Raw genomic sequence first — 26,530 nt, 5'->3', positions numbered from 1 at the left:
GAGCCGCTGCCCGGCAGCGCCGCAAGTTAGGCTGTCCTAAGCATGCCCGGATCCCCTGTTCTCGAGCTCGACCGCGTGAGCATCCGCCACGAGGGCGCCGAGCGGCCGACCCCCGCCGAGGTCTCGTTCGACGTCGCCCCGGGCGAGGTCGTGCTCGTGCTCGGGCCGAGCGGCTGCGGCAAGTCGACCCTCGCGCTCGCGCTCGACGGGCTCGTGCCGCACGCTGTGCCCGCCGAGCTCGCAGGCACCGTGCGCATCGCCGGCCTCGACAGCCGCGACCACCCCGTCGGCGTGCTGAGCGAGCACGTCGCGATGGTCTTCCAGGACCCCGACGCGCAGGTCGTCACCGGCACCGTGCTCGACGAGGTCTGCTTCGCGCCCGAGAACCAGCTCGTCGAGGCATCCGAGGTGCTCGCCCGGGCCGAACGCGCGCTCAAGCTCGTCGGCCTCTGGGACCGTCGCACCGAGAACCCCGACGCACTCTCCGGCGGCGGGCGGCAGCGGCTCGCGATCGCCTGCGCGCTCGCGATGGCGGCGCCCGTGCTCGTGCTCGACGAGCCGACGGCGAACCTCGACCCCGCCGGCATCGACGAGGTCTACGCCGTGCTGCGCGAACTCGCCGACGACGACGAGCACGCGATCGTGCTCGTCGAGCACAACCTCGACGCGGCCGTCGACCTCGTCGACCGGGTGCTCGTGCTCGATGCCGACGGGCGCCTCGTCGTCGACGGACCCGCCCGCGAGACGCTGCGCGAACGGGCCGATGAGCTGGCCGAGCTCGGCGTGTGGCTGCCGGTCTCGACGCTCGCCGCGATGCGACTGCGCGACGCCGGGCTGCCGATCGGCCCGCTGCCCCTCACCCCCGCCGAACTCGGCGCCGCACTCGATGCGATGCCGACTCTGCCGCCGCCCCTCGGCGACTCGTCTCCGGTGCGCTCGACGGCGCTCGCACCGGCGCTGTCGCTCGCACCGTCCGGCAGCGCACCCGCGCAGGCTGCGCCGGCGATCCGTGCGCGCGGCCTGTCGGTGCGGCGAGGAGGCCGGCGGGGGCCGGTCGTCGTCGACGACGTCGACCTCGAGGTCGCGCCGGGCGAGTTCCTCGCGATCGTCGGCACCAACGGCGCCGGCAAGACCTCGTTGCTGCAGGCGCTCGCGGGCGTGATCCCCGCTCCGCGCGGCACGGTCGAGGTGCTCGGCATCGACCCGGCGCGCGCCGATGCGCGCGAGCGGGTGCGCCGCGTCGGCTTCGTCTTCCAGAACCCCGAGCACCAGTTCGTCGCCCCGACGGTGCGCGAGGAGCTCGAGCAGGGCCTGCGGCTGCAAGGTCTCGCCGACGAGGCGGTCACCGAGGCGCGCGACCGGATGCTTCGCCGATTCGGCCTCGAAGCACACGCAGAGCAGCATCCGTTCCTGCTGTCCGGCGGGCAGAAGCGCCGGCTGTCGGTCGGCACGGCGCTCGTGGCCGGCGCCCCGGTGCTCGCCCTCGACGAGCCCACCTTCGGACAGGACCGCGCCCGCGCCGCCGAGCTCCTCGACATGCTGCGCATCCTCAACGACGAGGGCACGACCGTGCTCGTCGTCACCCACGACCTGCAACTCGTCGCGGACTACGCGGGCCGGCTCGCCGTGATGGCCGACGGGCGCCTCATCGGCGTCGGCCCCACCGCCGAGGTGCTCGCGGGGCCGCTCATCGAGCAGTCGGGGCTCCGGCACCCGCCGCTCGCCCGCGCGACCCGCGGCCTCGAGCGGCACCCCGGGTGGCACGGCGTGACCCGCATGTCGCAGCTGCCGATCGCGGCGGGCGCCTCGTGAGTCGGCCCGCGCGGGCGTCCGTCGACGATGAGTCCGCGACCGACCCCGCCACCACCGGCCCCGCGGCGAGCAGGCCCACCCGCCGAGGCCCGCTCGCCGCCCTCAACCCGCTCGCCAAGCTCGCGGCGCCGCTGCCCGCGATGATCGTCGTCGTGTTCAGCCGCGACCTCGTGCTGCCGCTCGCGTTCATCGCGTTCGCACTCGTCGTGCTGCTGGCCGGCGCACGTCTCTCGGCCGGCCTCGTCACCGCGCTCGTCGTCGGCACGCCGGTCGCCGCGCTCGTGCTCGGCGTGAGCTTCGGCATCTGGGTCGACCCGTCGAGCGTGGCCGGCCCCGAGGCATCCGTCGTGCTCTTCGGGGTCGGCGACTGGAGCTTCACGCTCGCCGCCTATCTCGTCGGCCTCGCGACCGCGCTGCGCGTGCTCGCGGTGCTGATGCTCTCGCTCATCGCGGGGCTCACGTCGACCGGCACCGAGTTCGTGCGGGCGGCGGTGCAGAACCTGCGGGTGCCGTACCGCGTCGGCTACACGGCGCTCGCCGCGCTGCGGTTCGTGCCGCGGTTCGGGCACGAGCTCGAGATCATCCGGGCGGCGCATCGGGTGCGCGGCACCGTCGCCGGTCGCGGGCCGATCGCGGCGGTGCGCCGGGCGTTCGGCACGGCGGTGCCGCTGCTGGCGTCGGCGATCCGGCACGCCGAGCGGGTCGCGCTCGCGATGGATGCCCGCGCGTTCGGCGCCCATCGCACCCGCACCGAACGGCACCTGATGCCGTGGCGGGCGCGCGACACGGTCTTCGTGGCTGCGTTCGTCGCGGCGAGCGCGCTCATCGTCTGGGTGACGCGGGCGTTCTAGCGTCGATCCCGCTGCTCCCCGCGCGGCTCGAAGCAGGTTCGCCCGCTGGAAGCAGGTTCGAACGCGGTTCCAGCGGGCGAACCTGGTTCCAGCGCCCGAACGTGGTTCCAGCGCGCCGTCGGCGCCGGGACGACGGAGGGGCCGGGCGATGCCGCCCGACCCCTCCGCTCGCGTCGACCGGCTACTGGCCGGCGGGCGCGGTGTCCTGGATCTCGATGAGGAACACGAGCGTCTGCCCGCCGAGCGGGTTCTGGTCGCTCTCCTCGGCACCGTAGGCGTACTCCGGCGGGATCGTGACGATGAGCTTCGTGCCGACCTTCTGGCCGACGAGCGCCGCGCTGAAGCCCTGGATCACGCCGTCGGTCGTGAACGTCGCCGGCTCGCCGCGGGTGTAGCTCTGGTCGAAGATCTCGCCGGTGTCCCAGCTGATGCCCTGGTAGTGCACCGTGACGCTGTCGCCGTCGCCCACGGTGGCGCCGTCGCCCTCCTCGAGCACCTTGAGCTGGAGGTCGGCCGGCGGGTCGGTCTTCGGCAGGGTCACCGTGGGCGCCTCGCCCTCGGCGCCCCACTTCACCTCGGGCACGTTCTCGGCCCACTCGGCGGGCTTGAGCGGCTGCTGCACCTCGACGACGTCGACGACGATCACGATGGTCTCGCCCGGCTCGATGCCGATCGACTCGTTTCCGGTGTCGCCGTACAGCGACGATGCGGGCGCGACGGTCACGGTGCGCGAGCCGATCGGCACGCAGTCGATGCCGGCGAGGAACGCCTCGTAGAGCGTGTCGTCACCGGCGACGATGGTCGCGGGCTGCGAGAAGAGCTCGTCGCCCGACGTGCCCGAGAAGGTCGTGACCACCGCGTTGATCTTCTGGCCCGACTCGGTGACGTCGCCGTCGCCCTCGATGGCGACGGTGCGCTGCAGCTCGTCGGCCTCGAGCGGCGTCGTGAAGGTGGCGGTCGGCTTCTCGGAGAACTCGCCATCGACCTTCACGCCGTCGCTGAGGTCGCCCGAGGGCACGTCCATGCAGGCGGCGGCGTCGGCGGTGGGGGTTTCGGATGCCTCGGGGCCGGCGCTGCCCGCGCAACCGGCGAGCAGCAGGGCGGCCGAGGTGGCGAGCGCGATGGGCGCGCCGCGGCGCAGGGCACGATTCATGGGAGAGGACTCGTTTCGGTCGGAGAACGTGGTGCTGTGGGCATCCCAGTCTGCCCTGTTCGGCTTTCTCTTTCCTGAATTCCCGGAGATCTGCCCGATCAAGGCCAGAATGGGCGCATGGGGGAGTTGACGGACGAGCCTGACCATGTCGGTGCGTTCGCGGCGGGGGCCGCGAAGTTCGCCGAACTGGACGAGGCGGTGTGGGACCCGATCTCGACCGCGACACTGGTGCGCACCCGGCCGAAGTTCGACGAGCTCGTGCTCGACGCGTGCTCGGGCGACGGTGCGTCGGCGCTGCCCGCGGCCGAGCTCGTCGGCCCTGGCGGGCTCGTCGACGCCGTCGATCTCGCGGAGGAGCTCATCGGGCTCGCGCGCGCCCGCGCGGGCGATCGCCTGCCGCAGCTGCGCCTGCATGTCGCCGACGTCACCTCGTGGGAGCCGACCGGCTACGACCTCGTGCAGTGCGTACTCGGCGTGTTCTTCTTCGCCGACATGGACGCCGGCACCCGGCACCTCATCGAGCGCGCGAAGCCGGGTGGCCGCGTCGGCGTGACGGTGTGGGCGCGCGGCGCACTCGGATCGTTCCTCGAGGCGCTCACGTCGGCACTGCCGGGCGAGCACGACGACGAACACCACTCGCCCGCATTCGAGGGCATCGACACTCCCGGCGGCCTCGCGCGATGGCTCACGGGGCTCGGGCTCCAGCGCGTGCGCGCCGACGAGGCTCGCAGGCACGTCGAGGTCTCCCCCGACCTCGCCTGGTCGCTCGTGGAGGGCACGGCGATCCGCAACGCGATCGCGGGACTCGACGACGAGGAGGTCGCCGGGGTACGCGAACGCTTCACCGCCCGGCTCGAGGAGTCGCCCGAGGCGCGCATGCTCGACCTCACGACCCTCATCGCGGTCGGGTACCGTCCCGACGCCGGTTGAGGGGACGGGTGCGGTTCACCGGCCCCGCCGCACCTCAATCAGCGGAAGGCTCGTCGCCCGTCGCCGCGAGGCGCGTCTCGTCGTTCGACCACTGGCTCCACGAGCCCGGGTAGAGCGCCGCGTCGACACCGGCGATCGCGAGCGCGGCGACGGCGTGGGCGGCCGTGACGCCCGAACCGCAGTAGGCCGCGACGGGCGCGCCGGACTCCGGCACGACGCCGACGGCGGCGAACCGCTCGCGCAGTGCCTCGGCCGCGAGGAACCGGCCCGACGCGTCGAGGCTGCCGCCGCTCGGCGCCGACCTCGCACCCGGGATGTGACCGGCCCGCGGGTCGATCGGCTCGACCTCGCCGCGATACCGCTCGACGGCGCGCGCGTCGAGCAGCACGCCACGCCCCGGCAGGGCGGCGGCCTCGTCGATGCCGATCACGGGCATGCCGCCGAAGTGCGCGGTCGCGTCGCCGGGCTCGGGCGAGGCATCCCCCGTCTCGAGCGGCAGGCCGGCCGCCCGCCAGGCGGCGAGCGCGCCGTCGAGCATGCGCACGTCGGCGACGCCGGCGTGCCGCAGCAGCCACCACGCCCGGGCGGCCGACTGGTTGCCGAGGTCGTCGGTCACCACGACGGTGTCGCCGTCGCGTACGCCCCAGCGCCGCATCGCCCGGGTGAACGCCGCCTCGGTCGGCAGCGGATGCCGCCCCTCGCCGACCGCGTCGTGGTCGGCGAGCTCGCCGTCGAGGTCGACGTAGACGGCGCCGGGGATGTGCCCGGCGCGGTACGCGTCGGTGCCGTCGGGCTGGGCGAGCGACCAGCGCACGTCGAGCACGACCGTGCGGGTGTCGGCGCGGCCCGTGCGTTCGGCGTCGAGGCGGGCGGCGAGCTCGTCGGCGGTGATGAGGATCGGCATGCGTCCATCCTCCCAAGACTCGGCGAACGACGACGACGGATGCCTCGGGCTCGCGCCCGAGGCATCCGTCATGCCGATCGTGAGTCGGGTCAGCCCGCGAACGGGTTCGTGACGACCTCGTAGGGGGCCTCGACCTGGCCGTCGCCGAACTCGCTGTCGACGTAGAGGGTGCGGCCGTGCAGTGACTCGGCGGTCGTGAGGACGCGGCTCGGGTCGGTCGCCACGTCGCTCACGAAGCGCGCGGTCGAGCCGTCGGCCGAGATGCGCAGGGTCGTGATCGCCTTCGAGAAGTTGCGGACGACGGTGAGCCGGTTGCCCTCGCGCACCAGGCCGTCGGCGTTCACGAGGTCGGCACCGGGGGTCGCGATCTCGGTGACGGTGCCGTCGAAGCCGAAGCGGAACAGCTTGCCGACATTGCCCTGGGCGACGACGAACGCGCTCTCGTCAGCGGTCAGCACGATACCGCCGAGGTTGAAGCCGGCCGACCGCGAGACCGTGCCGGTCGCGTCGGCCCACAGTTCGGCGGCCCACTCGCCGTCGGCGTCCTGCGCCACCCGGAAGACCTGCGGGTCGTTCGAGTTCGTGAAGTACGCGGCACCGTCGGCGCCGATCGCGACGTCGTTGAGGAACGCGTCGGCAGTGCCCGGCACACGCAGCGAGGCGAGCAGGTCGCCCTCGGGCGAGTACACCCACAGGTCGGGGCGGCCGGTGCCGATGCCGTTGGGGCCGCCGGCGACGAAGACGTTGCCGGCGCCGTCGACCGTGATGCCGCGGGCCGTGTAGCGGCCGTCGGTGCCGTCGCCCGCGATCCACTGCTCGGTGGTCGACGAGCGCACGTCGCCGCGGTGGATCTCGCCGCCGGTGACCTCGCTCACGTAGAAGGCGCCGCTGCGCCGGTCGGCCCCGATGCCCTCGAAGCGGCTGCCCTCGGCGTCGCCGTTCAGGGTGTACGTGCCCGGGCGGCCGTGGTCGGCCTCCTGGGCGAGGGCCGGCGCGGCCCCGGTCGTGACGATCGTGGTCAGGGTCGCCGCGGCGAGCAGGGCGGCGATGGTGGTCTGGTGCTTCATGGAATCTCCTCCTGGGGACGTCCGGTCCGGTCCTGGTCCGGTGCGAACCGGGTGATTCCACTCCACCGCACGTTCCGCCGCGAGGCGTCGGGCATCCGGCTCGATTCGAATAGCCGATCGGATGACGCCCGCATGGACCGACGGTCCGTAGGCTGTGCGGTCATGGAGCAGGAGATCAACGGCATGCGCGGCATCCTCGCGCCCGTCGCCCGCTTCGACCGCTGGCTGCACGCGGTGCTCCTCGTGCTCCTCGTCGTGTGCGCGGCCCGCTATGTCGAGCGGCACGGTCTCGCACCCGAGACGGCGGCGGTGCTCGCGGGTGCGGCGGCGCTCGCCGTGGTCGCCTCGCTGCGCCCCGTGCTCCCCCGGCGCGGCGCCTGGCCGACGATCTGGGTGGTCGGCGTGGTCGTGCTGTGGATGGCGCTGACCCTCGCCGCCCCGTCGTTCGCGTGGTGCGCGGTGCCGCTCGCGTTCGCGGTGCTGCGAGTGATCCCGTTCGGGCCCGCGGTCGCGGTCGTCGTCGTCATGACGGTCGTCGTGAGCGTCGCGTGGTCGCGCATCGACGACGGCATCGACCCGACCGTCATCGTCGGCCCCGCGGGCATCGCGATCGCGACGGTCATCGCCTACCGCGCCCTCGAACGGGAGTCGGCCGAACGCCAGCGCCTGCTCGACGAGCTGACCGACGCGCAGGACGAGCTGGCCGAGGCGCAGCACCGAGCGGGCGCGCTCGCCGAACGCACCCGGCTCTCGCGCGAGATCCACGACTCGGTCGGCCAGCAGCTCTCGAGCATCAACCTGCTGCTGCAGGCGGCCGAGCAGGACTGGCGGGCCCGCCCCGACTCGGCTCGCGAGCACGTGCGCACGGCGGCCGCGACCGCGCGCGAGGGTCTCGACGAGGTGCGCCGGGTCGTGCGCGACCTCGCACCGGCCGCGCTCGAGGACGGAAGCGCCGACGCGCTGCCCGACGCCATCGATCGCCTGGTGACGGATGCCTCCGCCACGGGCGCCGGGCCCGTGCTCGCGTTCCACCGGCACGGCGCCGCCCGCGCCGTGCCCGCCCCGACCGCCGGCGCACTCCTGCGCAGTGCCAGGGGCGCCGTCGCGAACGCCGTCGAGCACGCGCACGCGAGACGCGTCGTCGTGAGCCTCACCTACCAGCCCGACGAGATCCGCCTCGACGTGCGCGACGACGGCGTCGGGTTCGACGTCGCCTCGAACCGTCGCGGGGCCGCCGACCGGGGGCACGGCCTGCGCGGGCTCCGCGAGCGGGCCGAGGAGCTCGGCGGACGCGCCGAGATCGAGAGCGCGCCGGGCGAGGGCACCACGGTGTCGGTATCGTTCCCCCTGTCGAGCAGCACGGAAGAGCAGGTGACGTCGTGAGCGAGGCATCCCGCGTGTCGCAGGCCGGCGCCGCACCGGTGCGCGTCATCCTCGTCGACGACCACCCGGTGGTGCGCGCGGGGCTCGCCGCCCTCCTCGGCGGAAAGGACGGGCTCGAGGTCGTCGCGGAGGCCGGCGATGCCGACGAGGCCGTCGCGAAGACGCGCGCCTACCGCCCCGACGTCGTGCTCATGGACCTCAACCTCGGCGAGGGCCCCGGAGGAGTCGCGACGACCGCCCGGCTGCGCGCGCTCGACGAACCGCCCGCCGTGCTCGTGCTGACGACGTACGACACCGAGGCCGACATCATCCGCGCGCTCGAGGCCGGTGCAGGCGGCTACCTGTTGAAGGACGCCCCGCCCGACGAGCTGTTCGCCGGCATCCGCGCGGTCGCCCGCGGCGAGACCGTGCTCGCGCCGTCGGTGGCCGCGACCCTCGTGCGCCGCGCCGCCGCGCCGGGCCCGGTGGTCACCGAGCGCGAGGTCGAGGTGCTCGAACTCCTCGCCGACGGTCTCGGCAACAAGGAGCTCGCCCGCGAGCTGCTGGTCTCCGAGGCGACCGTGAAGTCGCACCTCTCCCACATCTACGCGAAGCTCGGCGTCGACACGCGGGCAGGGGCGGTCGCGGCGGCGATCGAGCGCCGCATCATCCGCCGATAGGGCTCCCGCCGTCAACGATCATCGCCGCTCGACCTCGGACCACGTGGAATTCTTCGGATCCGCTCCCGCGAACCGCGGTGGCCGCAGGCGCTCGGGGTCGGCTCGCTGCAGGTGAGCGAACCGACCCCGGAGCTCGGCGACGACGTCAGCGCGTCGCGCTGCGCTCGGCTGCGGTGACGATGACGTCGGCGACCGTCTCGGCCTGGGTGATGAACAGCGCGTGGCTGCCCGGCACGTTGGTGATGTCCGCGCCGATGCGCGTGGCCATGTGCTGCAGCATGGCCTGGTCGAACGCCTTGTCCTCGGTCGCGATGACGGCCCAGCTCGGCTTGTCACGCCAGGCGGCCGCAGTCACCGGGGTTGCGAACACGGCCATGTCGATGGGCACCTGGCTGTCGGCGAGGAAGGCGGCGTCGGCGTCGCTGACGTCGGCGGCGAATCCGGCGTGGAAGGCGTCGCGGTTGAGGTATCCGTAACCGTCGTCGCCGACGTCGATGACGAACTCGGGCGTCGGCGCGAACCCCTCGTACTGCTGAGCGGTGCTCTCCCCCGCGTCGGGCGCCAGCGCCGACACGTACACGAGTCCGGCGACCTTGGGGTGGGCGCCCGCCTCGGTGATGACGGTGCCGCCCCACGAGTGGCCGACGAGGATCGTCGGCCCGTCCTGGAGGTCGAGCACCCGCTTCGTGGCCGCCACGTCGGCCTCGAGCGACGTGAGCGGGTTCTGCACGATCGAGACCCGGTAGCCGCGTGCGGTCAGCTGGTCGTACACGCGGCGCCATCCTGATCCGTCGGCGAACGCCCCGTGCACGAGGACGACGTTGGTGATGCCGTTTTCGATGTTCATGTCTCTTCCTTCCGGAGTGGCCGTTCGGCCGGTGGGTTGCGGTCATGTGATGCAACACCGGCGATACGCAATATATTGCATGTTGCAAGATCCGCACCCGGGCCGAGCATCGACTTGCCTCCCAGGGCTGGAGTATGGGCAATATATTGCATGCCGATTCCCCGCAGCGCCCCCGGTGTCGACCGGTCATTGTTGCGCGACGACGTGTTCCGCCGGCTCCGGGACGCGATCGTCGACGGCACGTTCCTGCCCGGGGAGCAGCTGAAAGACGTGGACCTCGCGGAGTGGCTCGGCGTCAGCCGGACCCCGGTTCGCGAAGCGCTCCTCCGTCTCGGTGCGAGCGGACTCGTGGTCGCGGTGCCCGGACGATCGACGACGGTGAGCGCCATCGACCCGAAGGCCGTGAGGGACGCACGCGACGTGGTCGCCGCGATGCATGTCCTCGTCGCACGGGAGACGGCGGGCAACCTGTCCGATGCCGAGGTGGCGCGGATGCGCGAAGCGAACGGCCGGTTCGCCCGGGCCGTGGGCGCCGGCGACACCGCCGCGGCGCTCGACGCCGATGATGAGCTGCACTCGGTACCGGTGTCCAGCCTCGGGAACCACGCCATCGAGTCGGTACTCGACCAGTTCGGCCCCGTGGTGCGGCGATCGGAACGCGACCGCTTCGCAGCGGACGGGCCGGCGTCGATCGAACGGCATGAACGACTCATCCAGCTCCTGACCGACGGCGACGCCGAGGGGGCAGCGGAGCTCACCTTCGAGATCTGGCACAGCCTGCCGTCGGAGAACGGCACTCCTGCGGGCTGACGATCCGCGGGTCTGCGCCGTCGGATGCGCAGCGCCGGGGCACCCGCGTCGAGCCCCGGTAGGCTGGTGGCCGGACGATTGCGCGGCGTGAGGAGGGTGGATGATCTTCAGCCTCGTCGCCTTCGGCGTGCTCTCGCTGCTCGCCCCGACCCTGACGAGGCTGCTCGGGCGCCGGGTCTTCCTCTTGCTGGCCGTGCTGCCCGCCGCCGTCTTCGGCTGGCTGCTCACCCTCGTCCCCGCGGTGGTCGCCGGCGACGTCCTCGTCGAGTCGGTCGAGTGGATCCCCACGCTCGACATCGCGCTCAGCTTCCGGCTCGACGCCCTCGCACTGCTGCTCGCGCTCATCGTGACGGGCATCGGCGCCCTCGTGCTCGTCTACTGCACCTGGTACTTCAGCGACGACGAACCCGCCCTCGGCCGCTTCGCCGCACTGCTGCTCGCCTTCGCCGGGGTGATGTTCGGCCTCGTCACCGCCGACGACGTGTTCATCCTGTTCACGTTCTGGGAGGCGACGAGCGTGCTCTCGTACCTCCTCATCGGCCACTACACGGGGCGGAAGGAGAGCCGCGGTGCCGCGCTGCAGGCCCTCACCGTGACGACGTTCGGCGGCCTCGCGATGCTCGTCGGCCTCGTGATCCTCTCGGTCGCGGGCGGCACGACGAGCCTCGCCGAGCTCGTCGCGCACCCCGTCACCGACGCGGCCGGCGAGTGGGCCGTCGCACTCGTGCTCGTGGGCGCGATCTCGAAGAGCGCGCTCGTGCCGTTCCACTTCTGGCTGCCCGCCGCGATGGCCGCACCCACCCCGGTGAGCGCCTACCTGCACGCCGCTGCCATGGTGAAGGCCGGCGTCTACCTCGTCGCCCGGCTCGCCCCCGGCTACGCGGACCTCGAGGTGTGGCATCCCATCGTCATCGGGCTCGGCGCGCTCACCATGCTCGTGGGCGGCTGGCGCGCCCTGCGGCAGTACGACCTCAAGCTGCTGCTCGCGTACGGCACGGTCAGCCAGCTCGGATTCCTCGTGATGGTCACGGGGTTCGGCACCCGCGACGCGGCGCTGGCCGGCATGGCCCTGCTGCTCGCGCACGCCCTGTTCAAGGCGACGCTCTTCCTCGTGGTCGGCATCGTCGACCACGCCGCCGGCACCCGCGACTGGCGGAAGCTCTCGGGCCTCGGCCGGCGCATGCCCGTGATCGCGACGATCGCGTTCGTCGCCGCGGGCTCGATGGCGGGCCTGCCGCCGCTGCTCGGCTTCGTCGCGAAGGAGGCGGTCTTCACCGCCGAGCTCGACTCGGCGCTCGCGGGCGACACGTGGGGCTGGATCGCACTCACCGCCGCCTTCGCCGGCTCGGTGCTCACCGTCGCCTACACCGTGCGGTTCGTCTGGGGCGCGTTCTTCACGAAGGCGGATGTCGCGCCCACACCCCTGCACCATGAGAGCCCGGCCATCGGCATCGCCCCGGCGCTGCTCGCGGCGGCATCGTTCGTCTCGGCGTTCACGGTGGCGGCCATCGAGCCGCTGTTCGCGGCCTACGCCGACACCCTGCCGGGCGCCCACGACTACCACCTCGCACTGTGGCACGGGTTCGAGCCGGCCCTCTGGCTGTCGGCGGCCGTCTTCGCGATCGCCGCGCTGCTCGTGTGGGGCCGCCGACGGGTCGCGCGCATGCAGGCGTCGCTGCCGCCGGCGATCGACTCGGCCCGCGGCTACCTCCGCATCGTCTCGGCCGTCGATCGCACGGCCGCGTGGGTGACGACCGCGTTCCAGGTGCGCGGCCTCGCGGGGTACCTCGCGATCATCATGGTCGTGTTCATCGCGGGCCTCGGCACCGCCGCCATGCTCAACAGCACCTGGCCCGACGGCGTTCGGCTCTGGGACTACCCGGCGCAACCGTTCATCGCGCTCATCATGGCCTTCGCCGCGATCGCCGCCGCGATCATCCGCCAGCGCGTGACGTCGGTACTGCTCGTGAGCGTGACCGGGTACGGACTCGTGCTGCTGTTCGGCATGTCGGGCGCGCCCGACCTCGCGCTCACGCAGGCGCTCGTCGAGACCATCACGATCGTCGTGTTCGTGCTCGTGCTGCGTCGCCTGCCGAAGCAGAGCGCCGTGCACCCGACGGCGCTCGGTCGCGTCACGCGCACCGTCATCGGGGTGCTCGCCGGTCTCGTCATGGCCGTGATCGGCCTCGTCGCCCTCGGCGCCCGCATCGAGCCGACGATCGCCGGCGGGCTGCCCGCGCTTAGCCTCGAGGCGCACGGCAAGAACATCGTCAACGTCATGCTCGTCGACATCCGCGCGTGGGACACCCTCGGCGAGATCTCCGTGCTCGTCGCCGTCGCGACGGGCGTCGCGAGCCTCATCTTCGTCTCGGGCCGCACGGGCGGCGCACCCCGGCTCGACGAGCCCGATCGCCGCAACCGCCTGCAGCCGGTGCTCGAGCCGGCGTCGAGCATCCGCGCGGCGAAGCCGCGGCTCGCCGACGTCGACGACGAGACCGACGCGCGAGCCGAGGCCCACGAGAACCGGCAGACGTGGCTGCTCGCCGGCCGCACGCTGTCGCCGCGCAACCGGTCGATCCTCATCGAGGTGCTCGTGCGGCTGCTGTTCCACCCCGCGATCATCGTGTCGGTGTACCTGCTCTTCGTCGGGCACAACGCGCCCGGCGGCGGCTTCGCCGGCGGCCTGCTCGCGGGGCTCGCGCTCGTCGCCCGCTACCTCGCGGGCGGCCGCTACGAACTCGGCGAAGCGGCGCCCGTCGACGCCGGGCGGCTGCTCGGCACCGGCCTGCTGCTCGCGGCCGGCACCGCGACGTCCTCGTTGCTGTTCGGGCTCACCGTGTTCGAGTCGACGTGGTTCGAGGCCGACGTGCCCCTGCTCGGCCACCTCTCGATCGGCACGTCGACGCTCTTCGACATCGGCGTGTACCTCGTGGTGGTCGGGCTCGTGCTCGACATCCTGCGTTCGCTCGGGGCCGAGGTCGACCGGCACCAGGAGGAGTCGGAGGCCGACCCCGAGGCATCCGACCCGACCGCCGCCGACCGCGAGGGGGCCCCCGCGTGACCGCCTCCCTGACCCTCGTCCTCCTCATGGCGGTGCTCTTCGGCGCCGGCATCGCCGTCATGCTCGAGCGCAGCCTGACGCGCGTGCTCATCGGGTTCCTGCTCGTCGGCAACGCCGTGAACATCCTCATGTACCTCATGAGCGGCGCCCCCGGCCTCGCGCCGATCCTCGGCGAGGGCGTCGACGAGGGCGAGATCTCCGACCCGCTGCCGCAGGCGTTCGTGCTCACCGCGATCGTGATCAACCTCGGCATCACCGCCTTCATGCTCGCCCTCATCTACCGCTCGTGGTGGCTGGCGCAGCTCGGCGCGAAGGGCGACCTCGTCGACGACGAGGCCGAGCTGGCCGAAGACGCCGAGGAGGCGGCCGACCTCATCCGCTCCTCCGCGGCCGACGACGAGGCGATCCAGTCGCTCATCGACGCGAGCGACGAGGAGTTCGACGAGCTCGTCGCCGCCATCGACGACGAAGAGCTCGAGCGCGAGGCATCCGCCCGCGACCGAGACGACGAACGGGGCCGCCCGTGACCGCGACCCTCGTTCCCCTCGTCGTCCTGCTGCCGATGCTCGGCGCTGCGGTCACGCTCATGCTCGGCCGTCGGCGCCGCGCGCAGATGGCCGTCGGCGTCGCCGTGCTCGCCGCGGTCACGGTGATCGCCGCGGTGCTGCTCGTCGCGGTCGACACGACCGGCCCGGCCGTCGTCTACATCGGCGCGTGGGACGCCCCATGGGGCATCACCCTCGTCGTCGACCGGCTGTCGGCCATCATGCTCGTGATCTCGGCGATCATGCTGCTCGTCGTGCTCGTCTACTCGGTCGGGCAGGGCATCGCCGACCAGCACCGGGAGACGCCGGTGTCGATCTTCCACCCGACGTACCTGATCCTCGCGGCGGGCGTGTTCAACGCGTTCATCGCGGGAGACCTGTTCAACCTCTACGTCGGGTTCGAGATCCTGCTTGCCGCGAGCTACGTGCTGCTGACCCTCGGCGGCACGGGCGAGCGCATCCGCTCGGGCGTCACGTACATCATCACGAGCCTCGTGTCCTCGCTCTTCTTCCTCAGCGCGATCGCGCTCATCTACGGGGCGACGGGCACGGCGAACATCGCCCAGCTCTCGGTGCGCATCGCCGAGCTGCCGCAGGACGTGCAGCTCATCCTGCACCTGCTGCTGCTCGTCGCGTTCGGCATCAAGGCGGCCGTGTTCCCGCTGTCGTTCTGGCTGCCCGACTCGTACCCGACGGCGCCCGCACCCGTGACGGCGGTCTTCGCCGGCTTGCTGACCAAGGTCGGCGTGTACGCGATCATCCGCACCGAGACCGTGCTGTTCACCGAGAACGACCTGTCGACGCTGCTCATCGTGATCGGCGGGCTGACCATGCTCATCGGCATCCTCGGCGCGCTCACGCAGGCCGACATCAAGCGACTGCTCTCGTTCACCCTCGTGAGCCACATCGGCTACATGATCTTCGGCATCGGGCTGTCGAGCGTGCTCGGCCTGACCGCGACGATCTACTACGTCGTGCACCACATCACGGTGCAGACGGCGCTGTTCCTCACGACGGGGCTCATCGAGCGATTCGGCGGTGCGACCTCCATCAACCGGCTCGCGGGGCTGCTCAAGGCCTCGCCGCTGCTCGCGATCCTGTTCTTCATCCCGGCGCTGAACCTCGGCGGCATCCCGCCGTTCTCGGGGTTCCTCGGCAAGGTCGGCCTGTTCGTCGCGGGCGCGCAGGGCGCAGCACCCGACGCCTCGACCGCGCCCGACTGGCTCATCTGGGTCGTGATCGCGGCCGGCGCGGCGACCTCGCTCATCACGCTCTACGCGCTGACCCGGTTCTGGAACATGGCGTTCTGGCGCCGGCGCGACGAGCTCGAGGGCTACGAGTCGGTGCTGCTCGGCTCGGTGCTCGAGGCCCCCGAGGGCGCGACGGTCACCGCGACCCGGACGACGCCGGTGCTCATGGTCGTCGCGACGGCGGCGCTCGTCGCGGTCACCGTCTGCCTCACGGTGTTCGCGGGCCCGCTGTTCGAGTTCGCGGGGCGCGCGGCCGAAGGGCTCAGCGACCCGTCGGTGTACGTCTCGATCGTGTTCCCCGGAGGCACCCGATGACGCACACGAACGAACCCGTGTCGCGCTGGCGGTCGGTGTGGCGGCAGCTGCCGCTGCTCGTCGGGCTGCTCGTGCTGTGGCTGCTGCTGTGGGACCACATCGACGTGCTGAGCATCGTCACGGGCGTGGTGCTCGCGATCGCCGTGACCCGCCTGCTCTACCTGCCCCCCGTGCTGCTGAGCGGCCGGTTCAACCCGTGGCGGGGGCTGCTGCTCGGCCTCCGCATGATGTTCGACGTCGTGCACGCGTCGCTGCAGGTCGCCGTGCTCGCGATCTGGCCGTGGTGGAAGCCGATGAACTCGATCATCGTCGTGCAGCTGCACACCCGCTCCGACCTCGTGACGACCCTCACCGCCGAAGCGATCTCGGTCGTTCCCGGCACGGTCGTCGTCGACATCGACCGCGAGCGCGGGCTGCTCTACCTGCACGCGCTCGGCACCCGCACGCAGGCCGACATCGACCGCACCCGGCGACAGGTGCTCGGCACCGAGGAGCGCATCGTGCTCGCGATCGGCACCCGGGAGCAGGCCGAGGTCGTGCGCGCCGAGCGGCGGGCCCGCCGGGCGGGCGCCGGCCACGAGGCATCCGGCACGCGTGGATCGAACGGAGGCACTGCATGACCTTCCTCACCGTCGTCTCGATCGCCGCCGGCGTGATGTTCGGCATCGGCGCGATCGCCGCCGTGGTGCGCATCATCAAGGGGCCGTCGATCCTCGACCGGGCGCTCGCGACCGACGTGCTGCTCGCGATCGCGATGTGCGCGCTCGGCGCCGAGATGGCGATCAACCGGCACACCGACACGCTCGTGGTGCTGCTCATCCTCGCGATGTTCGCGGTCGTCGGGTCGATCTCGATCGCCCGGTTCATGGCGAAGCAGGATGCCTCGTGAGCGGCGTCGACGTCGCGCGAGATGCGCTGCGCGCTGAGCCGGGAGGTGGGCGATGACCGGCGCGGACGTCGCGGTCGGGCTGCTCATCCTGGTGAGCGCCTTCCTCTCGATGGCGGCCGGGCTCGGCATCCTGCGGTTCCCCGACGTGCTCACCCGGCTGCACGCCGCGACGAAGCCGCAGGTGCTCGGGCTCGCCGCCGTGCTGCTCGCGATCGCGCTGCGCGCGCCGACGTGGGGCGTGATCTCGACGGTCATCGTGATCATGACGTTCCAGCTGCTGACCCAGCCGATGACCGCGCACATGCTCGGTCGCTCGGCCTACCGCACCGACCACGTGCGCCGCGACCTGCTCATCGAGGACGACCTCGGCCGCGACATCGCCGAGCACGACGAGCACCCGGCGGGTCGCTGAGCTCGGGCGCAGGTCGATGAGCGGTCGAGCGCCCGTCTCGAGATCCGCCGATACGATCGGCGGATGAGCGAGAAGGCCGCCGACCGCGCCCCGTCAGACTTCGCCCCGCTGTCGGGCCCGGTCGACCGCGGGGCGGTGCGCGCATACGAGTCCGACAACGGCTTCGCGCCGACCGACGGCCGCTCGGGGGGCTTCGGCGTCGTCGTCGGGGTCGTGCTCGGCGGGGTCGCGGCCTTCGTCATCGCCCTGCCGCTCGCGCTCGTGGTGATGCTCGCCTCCCCCGTGCTCGAGCAGCTCGGCGTCGACATGTCGTCCGACCGCGTGTTCCAGATCGCGTTCCTCGGGGCCGCGACCCTCATCGCGTGCCTCGCCTGGTTCATCGTGAAGGACCGCCGCCGCGCCGGCGAGGAACGCTACCGGGTGAGCCGATTCGCCGCCGCCAACGGGCTCGAGTTCGTGCCGCGCATCGCCGACCCCGAGTCCCCCGGCATGATCTTCGGCATCGGCGGCGACCGCGTCGCGAGCGAGGTCGTTCGCCTCACTCGCCCCCGCCCCGTCGAGATCGCGAACTACCGCTACGTGCAGAAGACCGCGAAGACGCACGAGACGTTCTCGTGGTCGTACGTCGAGATCACGCTCGAACGCCGGCTGCCGCACATCGTGCTCGACTCGAGGCGCAACAACTCGCCGGCACTCGGCTCGAACCTGCCGGTACCGCTCGCGACCGCTCAGCGGCTGTCGCTCGAGGGCGACTTCGATCGCTACTTCGACCTGTACTGTCCCGAGGGCTACGAGGCCGACGCCCTGTACCTGTTCACTCCCGACGTCATGGCGCGGTTCGTCGACACCGTCGCGGAGTTCGACATCGAGATCGTCGACGACCGGCTCTACCTCTACTCGCACGGCTCGCGCCCGCTCTCCGGCACCGACCCCGCGACGTGGGAGTGGGTCTTCGCGACGATCGACGTGCTCGACGCGAAGCTCGAGCGCTGGGAGCGCTGGCGCGACGACCGGCTCGCCGAGCCGGACGACGGCGTGTCTGCCTCGACGGCGAACCCGACGCCCGGCATCCCCAGGGGCGTGGCGCCGCAGGGTCGACGGCTGAAGCACCGCATCCCCGTGCTCGCCGTGCTGCCGCTCGTCGTCATGGTCGGCATCTGGTTCGTCATCCCGCTGCTCGAATCGCTCACGGGCGGCGACTGAGCTGACGAGCCGCGCCGCGGCGCGCCCGACCTCCGCCGAGTGTTGCCGTTCGCACTGAGCGTGTCGGTTCTCCGGGCAACGTTCGGTGCAAACGGAAACCGTCGACGAGCGACTCAGCCGCGACCGGTGAACTGCGGCTTGCGCTTCTCCTGGAAGGCGGCGAAGCCCTCACGGTAGTCGGCCGTGTCGCAGAGGGCGGCCTGCGCGCGGTTCTCCTCGGACATCGAGGCCCAGAGCCCCAGCCGGTCGTCGCGCAGCGACGCCACGAGCATCTTCGAGGCGACGAACGCCTGGGTCGCTCCCGTCGCGGCCGCCCGGGCCGCCGCGCGGGTGGCATCCAGCACCTCGGTGGCTTCGAAGACGCGGCTGAACAGGCCCGAGGCGACCGCCTCGTCGCCCGTCATGAGCCGGCCCGTGACGATGAGGTCCATCGTCTTGTGGGCTCCGAGCCGCTCGACGAAGAGCGCGTGGCCGCCCGAGTCGAGCGTGGCGCCGAGGTTCGCGAACGGCGAGCCGATCTTCGCGGTGTCGGCGACGTACACGATGTCGCTCGCGATGAGCAGGCCCAGCCCGACGCCGAGGCACGCACCGTGCGCGACGGCGAAGGTCGGCACCGGCAGGCCGGCCATCGTGTGCAGCAGCGGCTCGACCCGGCCGCCGAGGTAGCCGAGCACGTCGTCCTCACGCGGGTCGACGCCCGAGATGTCGCGGCCGGCGCAGAACGCACGCCCCTCGCCGCGCAGCACGAGGGCGCGCAGGTCGCCGGACTGCGCGAGCCGGCCCGCCTCGGCGTACGCCGCCGCGAGCTCGCCGAGCGCGTGCTCGTCGAGCGCGTTGAGCTTGTCGGGCGCGTTCAGCACGACCTCGCCGACCCGGGTCGTCCCGTCGACCGTGAACTCGATCATCGCTGCTCCACTCCTTCGTGCTGGTGTCGCCGAGCGTTGCCGTTTGCGCCGAACCGGGCTGTTCGCTCGGCCACATTCTGCGCGAACGGCAACACTCGGCGGGCGTCGACGCCGGTGCGGGCGAGCCCGACCGCACCGCTACACGTCATAGTCGACCACGACGCGCTCGGACTTCGGGTGCGACTGGCAGGTGAGCACGTATCCGCGCTCGAGCTCGTCGGGCTCGAGCGCGTAGTTCTCGGTCATGTTCACGCTGCCCTCGACGACCCGTGCGCGGCACGTGCCGCAGACGCCGCCCGCGCACGCGAACGGCACGTCGGGGCGCACGCGCAGCGCCGCGTTGAGGATCGACTCGTTCGCCGACACGGGGCTCTCGACCGTCGACGACTGCCCGTCGAGGGTGAACTCGATCGACACCGTCTGCTCGCCCTGCTGCACGACGACGGGGCGACCGTGCCGCGGCTCGACCTGGTCGGCGTCGGTCGTGAAGAGCTCGTAGCGGACGTGGCCGACCGGCACCCCGCGCTCGGCGAGGGTGTCGCGAGCGAGCTGCACGAGCTCGAACGGCCCGCACAGGAACCACTCGTCGACGGTCTCGGGGCGAATCAGCACGTCGAGCATCGTGCCGAGCTTCTCGGCGTCGATGCGGCCCGAGAGCAGCGGCGCGGTGCGCTGCTCGCGCGAGAGCACGTGGTGCAGGGCGAGCCTCGACGGGTAGCGGTCCTTGAGTTCGGCCAGCTCTTCGAGGAACATCACGTCGAGCGTCGACCGGTTCGTGTAGACGAGCTCGAACTCGGATGTCTCGGAGCGGGCGAGCACGGCCTGCGCGAGTGCCATCAGCGGGGTGATGCCGGAGCCGGCCGCGATGCCGACGACGTGCTTGCCGTCGAGCGCGTCGAGGGTCGAGGTGAAGGTGCCCTGCGGGCTCATCACGTCGAGCGTGTCGCCGGCCCGGAGCTCGGAGTTCGCCCACGTCGAGAAGACCCCGCCGAGGTCGCGCTTGATCGCGACCGACAGGCTGCCCCGCTCGGGGGGACGGCAGATCGAATAGCTGCGGCGGCGCTCGTAGCCGTCGAGCTCCTTGCGCAGCGCGACGTACTGGCCCGGCAGGTACGAGTACTCGTCGGCGAGCTCGTCGGGCACGGCGAAGGTGACCTCGACCGAGTCGCTCGTGAGCGGACGCACCTCGGCCACCTCGAGCGAGTGGAAGCGAGCGCGGCGCCGCTTGGGCACGTGCTCGCCGCCCACCGTCGACGCGAGGAACGCCTCGGCGACCTGCTCGGGGCGGGTGGAGCCGAGGTTCTTCGCCGCCATCAGAGCACCTTGAAGTAGTCGAAGGGCTCGAGGCAGTCGCGGCACTCGTAGAGCGCCTTGCACGACGTCGAGCCGAAGCGGGCGAGCTCGCGGGTGTTGAGCGAGTCGCAGCGGGGGCACTTCACGCCGAGCTGCACGCGCACGGGCCCCGCATCGCGGGCCGCTGCGCGGCCGGTCGGCGCCTGGATGCCGTATCGGCGGAGCTTCTGCTTGCCGGCTTCGCTCATCCAGTCGGTGGTCCAGGCGGGGGCGAGCACGAGCTCGACGCGCACGTCGTCGTAGCCGGCGTGCGTGAGCGCGAGCAGCACGTCGTCGCGGATGGCGTCCATCGCGGGGCATCCGCTGTAGGTGGGGGTGATCTGCACGCGCACCGCACCGTCGTCGCCCACCTCGACCGAGCGCAGCACGCCGAGGTCCTCGATCGTGAGCACGGGGATCTCGGGGTCGGTCACCGTCGCGGCGACCGACCAGGCGTGGTTCTCGGTCGAGCGAGTGGCGCCCGACGTAGGAGGACGCGTATCGAGACCATCGGTGACAGCCGCAGTCACCACGACGCACCCCGATGCTGCCGGGCGAGCACCTGCATCTCGGCGAGCAGCGGCCCGAGTCGTTCGGTGTGCGATCCGCCGCGCCCGCCGCCCGACGCGGTGTACGCCGTACGCCCGCTCGGCCGTTCGAGCTCTGCCTCGGCGAACACGGCGTCGATCGCCGCCTCGAACGCGGGTCGCAGCGACGAGGGCAGCACGGCGACGCCGTCGGCGGCGAGGCGCTCGACGAGGTCGTCGTCGGCGAAGAGCTCGTCGACGTACGGCCACGTGACCGTGACGCCCTCGATCATGCGGCGGCGCGACTCGTCGGTGCCGCCCGCGAGGCGCAGGGTCCACTGCACGGCGTGGTCGCGGTGGTAGTCGACCTCCTTCACGGCCTTCGCGGCGATCGCGGCGAGGGTCGGGTCGGTCGACTCGGTGAGCGCGCCGTACAGTTCGAACCAGTACAGGGATGCCACGAGCTGCCGCGCGATCGTGCAGGCGAAGTCGCCGTTCGGCTGTTCGAAGAGCCAGGCGTTGCGCCACTCGGGCTCGTCGCGCCAGTAGGCGAGGTCGTCCTCGCTGCGGTCCGACGCGGTGCCCGCGTAGTGCAGCAGCGAGCGGGCGTGCCCGAGCAGGTCGAGCCCGATGTTCCCGAGTGCGACATCTTCTTCGAGCTCGGGCGCACGGGTGATCCACATGCCGAGCTGCTGGGCGTTGACGAGTGCGTCGTCGCCGAGGCGCAGGGCGTACTCGGCGACCTCGGGCGAGGCGACGCGGGCGATGCCGTCGGCCGCCGATCCGGCGAGCTCGTCGGCGAGCGCGAGCCGATCGACGGTGACGTCGCCATGGGCGGTGTCGCTCACAGGTGCTTCACCCCCTCGCTCTTCGTGTAGTAGACCGCGTGGCGGTAGTTCTTGCCAGCGGGGCTCTCGAAGAAGGCGCCCTTCGCATCGGGGTCGCTCGTCGTGATCGCCACGGCCGGAACCACCCAGATCGACACGCCCTCGTTGCGGCGCGTGTAGAGGTCGCGCGCGTTGCGCACGGCCATGTCGGCGTCGGGCGCGTGCAGCGAGCCGACGTGCACGTGGCTCAGGCCGCGGTTGGCGCGCACGAAGACCTCCCACAGGGGCCAGGCCTCGGTTCCGGTCTCACCGGGAGTCGACATCACGCCACCGCCTTCTGCTTCAGCGCCTGCTTGCGGGCGTACTCGGCGGCGGCCTCGCGCACCCAGGCGCCCTCCTCGTGGGCCTCGCGGCGCCGGCGCAGCCGCTCGGCGTTCGCGGGACCGCGACCGCCGAGCACCTCGTTGAACTCGGTCCAGTCGATCTCGCTCATGTCGTAGGCCTGCTTCTCCTCGTTCCAGGCGAGGTTCGGGTCGGGGAGGGTGACCCCGAGCACCTCGGCCTGCGGCACGAGCATGCCGACGAAGCGCTGGCGCAGCTCGTCGTTCGAGAACCGCTTGATGTTCCACGCCATCGACTGCGCCGAGTTCGGCGACTGGTCGTCGGGCGGGCCGAACATCTGCAGGCTCGGCCAGTACCAGCGGTTCACGGACTCCTGCGCCATCTCGCGCTGCGCCTCGGTGCCCTGCATGAGCTCGAGCAGGATCTCGAACCCCTGCCGCTGGTGGAACGACTCCTCTTTGCAGATGCGCACCATCGCCCGCCCGTACGGGCCGTACGAAGCGCGGCACAGCGGCACCTGGTTGCAGATCGCGGCACCGTCGACGAGCCAGCCGATGGCCCCCATGTCGGCCCACGTCGGCGTCGTGTAGTTGAAGATCGACGAGTAGCGAGCGCGCCCCTCGATGAGCTGCTGCATCATCTCCTCACGCGAGATGCCGAGCGTCTGCGCCGCCGAGTAGAGGTACAGGCCGTGGCCCGCCTCGTCCTGCACCTTCGCCATGAGGATCGCCTTGCGCTTGAGGCTCGGCGCCCGCGTGATCCAGTTCGACTCGGGCTGCATGCCGATGATCTCGGAGTGCGCGTGCTGCGAGATCTGGCGGATGAGCGTCTTGCGGTAGGCCTCCGGCATCCAGTCGCGGGGTTCGATGCGCGAGTCGGCGGCGATGATCGCGTCGAACGCGGCCTGGCCGTCGGCATCGGATGCCTCCCCGGTCACCGGGCGGAGGTCTGCTGGTGCGGTCATCATCGACTCCTGGGTTCTGCGGCGGTCGGCGCCGATCGGGCCGCGGCGCGTGCCGGGGCATCCCGATATTACCAACCGATCGTTCAGTTAGTATATATTCGATCTCGGCGCCGCAGCAACGGCGCCGCCGACTCGATGAGGAGTGCGAGATGACCGATGCCGACGCCGACACCCTCAACCGCGCGATGATGCAGCGCGACCGCGCCTCGGCCTGGCTCGGCCTCGTCGTCGAGCGCGACGACCCCGGCCACGCCGTCGTGAGCATGGTCGTGCGCGAGGAGATGACGAACGGCTTCGGCATCACCCACGGCGGCCTGGTGTTCGCCCTCGCCGACACCGCCTTCGCGATCTCGTGCAACGAGGACGACCGGGTCACCGTCGCCGCCGGCGCCGACATCACGTTCCTCAAGTCGACGCATGCCGGCCAAACTCTCACCGCCACCGCCGTGCGACGAACCCGTTCGGGCCGCACCGGCCTCTACGACGTGTCGGTCGTCGACGAAGACGGCGACGCGGTCGCCGAGTTCCGCGGCCGCTCGATCTCCACCAACCGCACCTTCTGATCCCCCGCACAGGAGCCACCGTGTCGACGACGACCAACGCCCCCACCACCAGCGTCTCCGTCTCGGGCCTGCAGCCGCCGGCGCTCGACGAGCTCGACCCCGAGGAGCGGCTGAGCCGCGCCGAGATCGAGACGCTGCAGCTCGAACGGCTGCAGCAGACCGTGGCGCACGCGTACGAGCACGTGCCCCTCTACACCCGCAAGTTCGACGAGGCGGGAGTGCACCCGCGAGACATCCGGTCGCTCGCCGACGTCGCGAGGCTGCCGTTCACGACCAAGGCCGACCTGCGCGAGACCTACCCGTTCGGCATGTTCGCCGTGCCGATGTCCGAGGTGGCGCGCATCCACGCCTCGAGCGGCACGACCGGCCGGCCGACGGTGGTCGGCTACACGAAGGGCGACCTGGAGCGCTGGGCGTCGCTCGTCGCCCGGTCGCTCCGGGCGAGCGGCATCCGCGCCGGCATGAAGGTGCACAACGCCTACGGCTACGGCCTGTTCACCGGCGGGCTCGGCGCCCACGCCGGCATCGAGGCCCTCGGCGCGACCGTCATCCCGATGTCGGGCGGGCAGACCGCTCGGCAGGTGCAGCTGATCATGGACTTCGAGCCCGACGCGATCCTCTGCACGCCGAGCTACCTGCTGACGATCGCCGACGCGATGGCCGAGCAGGGCATCGACCCGCGCTCGACGTCGCTCAAGGTCGCCGTGCTCGGCGCCGAGCCGTGGACGAACGAGATGCGCCACGAGCTCGAGCAGCGCCTCGGGCTCGACGCGCTCGACATCTACGGGCTCAGCGAGGTCATGGGCCCGGGCGTCGGCAACGAGTGCCTCGAGACGAAGGACGGCCCGCACCTCTGGGAGGACCACTTCCTGCCCGAGATCATCGACGGCGACACGGGCGCGGTGCTCGCCGACGGCGAGATGGGCGAGCTCGTGTTCACCTCGCTCACCAAGGAGGCGTTCCCGGTCATCCGGTACCGCACCCGCGATCTCACGCGCCTGCTGCCCGGCACCGCGCGCCCCGGCATGCGCCGCATGGAGAAGATCACCGGGCGCAACGACGACATGATCATCCTGCGCGGGGTCAACCTCTTCCCGACGCAGATCGAGGAGCTCGTGCTCGGCATCGAGCAGCTCACGCCGCACTTCGTCCTCGAGCTGACGAAGGAGGGGCGCATGGACGCGCTCACGGTGCGCATCGAGCGCCATCCCGACCTCTCGGTCGAGACGTGCGAGGCCGCAGCGGTCGTGCTCGCCCAGCGCATCAAGGTGCACGTCGGCTCGACGGTGGTCGTGCAGCTCGAAGAGCCGGGGGCACTGCCGCGCAGCGAGGGCAAGTACAAGCGGGTCTACGACCTGCGCAACGGGTGACGTCGGCGGGTCGGGGAGCGCGCGGCGAAGGAGCACGCGTCTCGGAACCCGAGGTGCGAGGATGGGGGCGATGAGCGAGAACGGAAGCCTGCGACGGGGCCGCCCCGGCTACGACCGGCAGGGCATCCTCGACGTCGCCGTGGCGGCGTTCAACGAGTTCGGGTACGACGCGACCTCGATGGGCGTGCTCGCCGAACGGCTCGGACTGTCGAAGTCGGCGATCTACCACCACTTCGCCTCGAAGGACGAGATCCTCGACCAGGCGCTCGAGGCCGCGCTCGGCGGGCTCGAGGGCGTCGTCGACGAGAACGACGCGGCGGGCGGCCGCGCGGCCGACCGGCTCGACCGGGTGCTGCGCGGTGCCGTGCACGTGCTCGTCGACGAATTGCCGTCGGTCACGCTGCTCCTGCGCGTGCGCGGCAACACCGACGTCGAGCGCCGAGCCCTCGCCCGACGGCGCGACTTCGACAAGCGCGTGACCGCGATCGTCGCCGAGGCCCAGGCCGAGGGCACCCTGCGCAGCGACATCGACGCGAGCGTCGTCTCGCGCCTCGCGTTCGGCATGATCAACTCGATCGTCGAGTGGTACCGCCCGGGCGGCCGCGAGAACGCCGACCGCCTGGCCGACGACGTCATCGCGATCGCGCTCGACGGCCTGCGCATGCCGACCGAGAACCGGGTCGAAGAGCTGCTGGGCTGACCCGAGGCATCCATCGGCGGTGATCGCCGCCGACCGGCTCACGCCGTCGCGGCGAGCGGCGAGTGCGCGGGCACGGCCGAACGCTGGAACCACGCCCGCCGGGTGCCCCGCCCGAGGCGGCGGGAGTGCTCGCCCGTTTCGGCGAGGCGCTCGGCGATCACGCGACGCCGCTCGAGCTCGCGAGCGAGGCGCGCGTCGGCTTCGGCGGCGAGGTGCGGGAATGCGGTCTCCGAGATGTACATGGTGTCGACTCCTTCGATCGACACCCAGCCTCCGCCCTGAGGTGGGGGCGCGACATCAGGACATCGCCCTAACTTCGGCGAGGGCGGGCACTGAGGTGCCCGCCCTCGCCCGCCGTCAGCCCGTGACGGGGGCGGATGCCTCGGTCTCGGCCTTCTTCGCGGCCGTGATGCCCTTGCGCAGCGCCATCATCAGCAGGATGAGTCCCGCGGTGACGATGATGTGCCCGAGGCCCGCGACGCCGGCGATCGCGGCGTTCGACTCCTCGCCGAGCACGGTGAGCGAACCGTGCCAGACCATCATCGCGCTCGTCAGCAGCACGCCCGCGTTGTAGACCCAGAAGAACCAGCCGAACAGCGGGCTCGCGCTGAGGGTGAACGACTTCTCGAGCGCGAGCACGATGAGCATCACGAGCAGCCCGAGGGCGAGCAGGTGCGTGTGCACGACGGAGAGCTGCGTCGGGGCGCCCTCGAGGAAGTCGTTCGCCTTCGTGAACTCGCGGTAGTACAGGCCCGATCCGAGCCCGAGCACGACGTAGACGACGGCGGCGGTGAAGAGACGGTTCATGGATGTCGCTCCTTCGGTCGCGCCCGGTCGGCGCGTTCGCGCCCAGTCTGGCGCAGGCGCGCCGTCCGCCGCATCGTTCGAAGGTTCGAACCGGTCGCGCGA

28 protein-coding genes are annotated in these 26,530 nt (G+C 71.9%); 16 read left to right on the top strand and 12 right to left on the bottom strand.

Translation table 11 applies throughout. From position 1 onward, the window contains the following. Positions 1-42 precede the first annotated feature (42 nt). Both LR269_RS05765 and LR269_RS05760 read left to right on the top strand, forming a co-directional pair. Complete coding sequence (locus LR269_RS05765) at positions 43-1,812, top strand: ABC transporter ATP-binding protein (protein WP_231429812.1); 1,770 nt, start codon at positions 43-45, stop codon at positions 1,810-1,812. After that, entirely contained in the window at positions 1,809-2,663 is an 855-nt protein-coding gene (locus LR269_RS05760) for an energy-coupling factor transporter transmembrane component T (RefSeq protein ID WP_231429811.1), read from the top strand. The genes LR269_RS05765 and LR269_RS05760 overlap by 4 nt, the downstream gene beginning before the upstream one ends. A 181-nt stretch (positions 2,664-2,844) precedes the next feature. Here the strand turns inward: LR269_RS05760 and LR269_RS05755 are convergent, their stop codons facing one another. Beyond that, complete coding sequence (locus LR269_RS05755; protein ID WP_231429810.1) at positions 2,845-3,816, bottom strand: FKBP-type peptidyl-prolyl cis-trans isomerase; 972 nt, start codon at positions 3,814-3,816, stop codon at positions 2,845-2,847. Positions 3,817-3,933: 117 nt separating this feature from the next. On the opposite strand from LR269_RS05755, the gene LR269_RS05750 reads away from it, so the two are divergent. Continuing rightward, positions 3,934-4,746 (top strand): class I SAM-dependent methyltransferase, encoded by an 813-nt coding sequence (locus LR269_RS05750; protein ID WP_231429809.1) that lies wholly within the window; start codon positions 3,934-3,936, stop codon positions 4,744-4,746. A 34-nt stretch (positions 4,747-4,780) separates the two neighbouring features. Here LR269_RS05750 and LR269_RS05745 read toward each other — a convergent pair whose 3' ends face one another. Continuing rightward, on the bottom strand, positions 4,781-5,650 hold the full coding sequence (locus LR269_RS05745) for a sulfurtransferase (protein ID WP_231429808.1): 870 nt from the start codon (positions 5,648-5,650) through the stop codon (positions 4,781-4,783). 89 nt (positions 5,651-5,739) lie between these two features. Beyond that, positions 5,740-6,717 (bottom strand): SMP-30/gluconolactonase/LRE family protein, encoded by a 978-nt coding sequence (locus tag LR269_RS05740; RefSeq protein WP_231429807.1) that lies wholly within the window; start codon positions 6,715-6,717, stop codon positions 5,740-5,742. Between the two features lie 162 nt (positions 6,718-6,879). Between LR269_RS05740 and LR269_RS05735 the strand changes: the two genes are divergently transcribed. Together LR269_RS05735 and LR269_RS05730 are read left to right on the top strand one after the other, a co-directional pair. Next, entirely contained in the window at positions 6,880-8,100 is a 1,221-nt protein-coding gene (locus LR269_RS05735; RefSeq protein WP_231429806.1) for a sensor histidine kinase, read from the top strand. Then, positions 8,097-8,759 (top strand): response regulator transcription factor, encoded by a 663-nt coding sequence (locus tag LR269_RS05730; RefSeq protein WP_275505276.1) that lies wholly within the window; start codon positions 8,097-8,099, stop codon positions 8,757-8,759. The genes LR269_RS05735 and LR269_RS05730 overlap by 4 nt, the downstream gene beginning before the upstream one ends. Positions 8,760-8,904: 145 nt before the next feature. Here the strand turns inward: LR269_RS05730 and LR269_RS05725 are convergent, their stop codons facing one another. Beyond that, positions 8,905-9,606: an alpha/beta fold hydrolase gene (locus LR269_RS05725; protein ID WP_231429805.1), complete on the bottom strand. Its 702-nt coding sequence runs from the start codon at positions 9,604-9,606 to the stop codon at positions 8,905-8,907. On the opposite strand from LR269_RS05725, the gene LR269_RS05720 reads away from it, so the two are divergent. The 8 genes from LR269_RS05720 (at position 9,565) to LR269_RS05685 (ending at position 18,091) form a co-directional block, all read left to right on the top strand. After that, positions 9,565-10,416 (top strand): GntR family transcriptional regulator, encoded by an 852-nt coding sequence (locus LR269_RS05720; protein ID WP_231429804.1) that lies wholly within the window; start codon positions 9,565-9,567, stop codon positions 10,414-10,416. The genes LR269_RS05725 and LR269_RS05720 overlap by 42 nt on opposite strands. Positions 10,417-10,516: 100 nt before the next feature. Beyond that, a complete protein-coding gene (locus LR269_RS05715) occupies positions 10,517-13,477 on the top strand; it encodes a Na+/H+ antiporter subunit A (protein WP_231429803.1) in 2,961 nt (986 codons plus the stop codon). After that, positions 13,474-14,004: a sodium:proton antiporter gene (locus LR269_RS05710; protein WP_231429802.1), complete on the top strand. Its 531-nt coding sequence runs from the start codon at positions 13,474-13,476 to the stop codon at positions 14,002-14,004. Before LR269_RS05715 ends, LR269_RS05710 begins: the two co-directional genes overlap by 4 nt. Then, complete coding sequence (locus LR269_RS05705; protein ID WP_275505272.1) at positions 14,001-15,587, top strand: Na+/H+ antiporter subunit D; 1,587 nt, start codon at positions 14,001-14,003, stop codon at positions 15,585-15,587. Before LR269_RS05710 ends, LR269_RS05705 begins: the two co-directional genes overlap by 4 nt. Then, positions 15,584-16,207, top strand: a complete 624-nt coding sequence (locus LR269_RS05700; protein ID WP_231429801.1) for a Na+/H+ antiporter subunit E — start codon at positions 15,584-15,586, stop codon at positions 16,205-16,207. The genes LR269_RS05705 and LR269_RS05700 overlap by 4 nt, the downstream gene beginning before the upstream one ends. After that, on the top strand, positions 16,204-16,476 hold the full coding sequence (locus LR269_RS05695) for a monovalent cation/H+ antiporter complex subunit F (RefSeq protein WP_231429800.1): 273 nt from the start codon (positions 16,204-16,206) through the stop codon (positions 16,474-16,476). Before LR269_RS05700 ends, LR269_RS05695 begins: the two co-directional genes overlap by 4 nt. A 52-nt stretch (positions 16,477-16,528) precedes the next feature. Then, entirely contained in the window at positions 16,529-16,888 is a 360-nt protein-coding gene (mnhG, locus tag LR269_RS05690; RefSeq protein WP_231429799.1) for a monovalent cation/H(+) antiporter subunit G, read from the top strand. Positions 16,889-16,951: 63 nt separating this feature from the next. After that, on the top strand, positions 16,952-18,091 hold the full coding sequence (locus LR269_RS05685) for a DUF3137 domain-containing protein (protein ID WP_231429798.1): 1,140 nt from the start codon (positions 16,952-16,954) through the stop codon (positions 18,089-18,091). A gap of 113 nt (positions 18,092-18,204) precedes the next feature. On the opposite strand, the gene LR269_RS05680 is transcribed toward LR269_RS05685, so the two are convergent. The 6 genes from LR269_RS05680 to paaA all read right to left on the bottom strand — a co-directional run bounded on the left by LR269_RS05680 (position 18,205) and on the right by paaA (position 22,988). Continuing rightward, positions 18,205-18,996: an enoyl-CoA hydratase/isomerase family protein gene (locus LR269_RS05680; protein ID WP_231429797.1), complete on the bottom strand. Its 792-nt coding sequence runs from the start codon at positions 18,994-18,996 to the stop codon at positions 18,205-18,207. 138 nt (positions 18,997-19,134) lie between these two features. Continuing rightward, a complete protein-coding gene (gene paaE / locus LR269_RS05675; protein ID WP_231429796.1) occupies positions 19,135-20,310 on the bottom strand; it encodes a 1,2-phenylacetyl-CoA epoxidase subunit PaaE in 1,176 nt (391 codons plus the stop codon). Beyond that, positions 20,310-20,858 (bottom strand): 1,2-phenylacetyl-CoA epoxidase subunit PaaD, encoded by a 549-nt coding sequence (gene paaD / locus LR269_RS05670; protein ID WP_374201159.1) that lies wholly within the window; start codon positions 20,856-20,858, stop codon positions 20,310-20,312. The genes paaE and paaD overlap by 1 nt, the downstream gene beginning before the upstream one ends. After that, on the bottom strand, positions 20,855-21,703 hold the full coding sequence (gene paaC, locus LR269_RS05665) for a 1,2-phenylacetyl-CoA epoxidase subunit PaaC (RefSeq protein WP_231429795.1): 849 nt from the start codon (positions 21,701-21,703) through the stop codon (positions 20,855-20,857). Before paaC ends, paaD begins: the two co-directional genes overlap by 4 nt. Next, positions 21,700-22,005: a 1,2-phenylacetyl-CoA epoxidase subunit PaaB gene (gene paaB / locus LR269_RS05660; protein ID WP_231429794.1), complete on the bottom strand. Its 306-nt coding sequence runs from the start codon at positions 22,003-22,005 to the stop codon at positions 21,700-21,702. The genes paaC and paaB overlap by 4 nt, the downstream gene beginning before the upstream one ends. Next, positions 22,005-22,988, bottom strand: coding sequence for a 1,2-phenylacetyl-CoA epoxidase subunit PaaA (paaA, locus tag LR269_RS05655; protein WP_231429793.1), 984 nt, complete (start codon positions 22,986-22,988; stop codon positions 22,005-22,007). The genes paaB and paaA overlap by 1 nt, the downstream gene beginning before the upstream one ends. Positions 22,989-23,137: 149 nt before the next feature. Here paaA and paaI point away from each other — a divergent pair, with 149 nt between their 5' ends. The 3 genes from paaI to LR269_RS05640 all read left to right on the top strand — a co-directional run bounded on the left by paaI (position 23,138) and on the right by LR269_RS05640 (position 25,621). After that, complete coding sequence (gene paaI / locus LR269_RS05650; RefSeq protein ID WP_231429792.1) at positions 23,138-23,551, top strand: hydroxyphenylacetyl-CoA thioesterase PaaI; 414 nt, start codon at positions 23,138-23,140, stop codon at positions 23,549-23,551. 20 nt (positions 23,552-23,571) lie between these two features. Next, on the top strand, positions 23,572-24,921 hold the full coding sequence (gene paaK, locus LR269_RS05645; protein WP_374201087.1) for a phenylacetate--CoA ligase PaaK: 1,350 nt from the start codon (positions 23,572-23,574) through the stop codon (positions 24,919-24,921). A 70-nt stretch (positions 24,922-24,991) separates the two neighbouring features. Further along, positions 24,992-25,621, top strand: coding sequence for a TetR/AcrR family transcriptional regulator (locus LR269_RS05640; RefSeq protein ID WP_231429791.1), 630 nt, complete (start codon positions 24,992-24,994; stop codon positions 25,619-25,621). A 38-nt stretch (positions 25,622-25,659) separates the two neighbouring features. Here LR269_RS05640 and LR269_RS05635 read toward each other — a convergent pair whose 3' ends face one another. Together LR269_RS05635 and LR269_RS05630 are read right to left on the bottom strand one after the other, a co-directional pair. Continuing rightward, on the bottom strand, positions 25,660-25,887 hold the full coding sequence (locus LR269_RS05635; protein ID WP_231429790.1) for a hypothetical protein: 228 nt from the start codon (positions 25,885-25,887) through the stop codon (positions 25,660-25,662). A 91-nt stretch (positions 25,888-25,978) separates the two neighbouring features. Then, positions 25,979-26,428 (bottom strand): DUF2871 domain-containing protein, encoded by a 450-nt coding sequence (locus tag LR269_RS05630; RefSeq protein ID WP_231429789.1) that lies wholly within the window; start codon positions 26,426-26,428, stop codon positions 25,979-25,981. Positions 26,429-26,530: the final 102 nt, after the last annotated feature.

Source organism: Agromyces sp. S2-1-8, assembly GCF_021129215.1.
Classification (GTDB): Bacteria; Actinomycetota; Actinomycetes; order Actinomycetales; family Microbacteriaceae; genus Agromyces; species Agromyces chromiiresistens.
This window is presented reverse-complemented; position numbering and strand designations above follow the sequence as displayed.